Annotated in this window: 1 protein-coding gene; it reads left to right on the top strand. The window is 40.5% G+C overall.

Features of this window, described 5'->3' with window-relative positions; genetic code table 11:
* Positions 1-173: 173 nt before the first annotated feature.
* Positions 174-269 (top strand): family 43 glycosylhydrolase (locus tag KVT27_RS24795; protein ID WP_217582189.1); only part of this gene is annotated, 96 nt, incomplete at its 3' end.

A 269-nucleotide genomic window follows, 5' to 3' on the forward strand; every position in this document is an offset into this window, starting at 1 on the left:
GCATGTTTGGTTCCCAGGATCTCTTTCATAGGCGGTTTCCTTTGCTTGGTTGCAGGTTAAATGGACAATAATAATAAATTATATCGCACAAATGGGCATAAAAACAAAAAAAATAGCGTGTTTGTTGCTCTATAATGAGGGTATTGGATACATCACACTAGGAGGGCTTCAAAATGAATATGTTCCAAAACCCGGTCATTCCGGGCTGTTATGCAGATCCTTCGGTATGCAGAGTCGGAGAGGATTATTACTTGGTGACATCCTCGTTT

The organism is Lysinibacillus sp. GbtcB16, assembly GCF_019091145.1.
GTDB lineage: Bacteria > Bacillota > Bacilli > Bacillales_A > Planococcaceae > Lysinibacillus > Lysinibacillus fusiformis.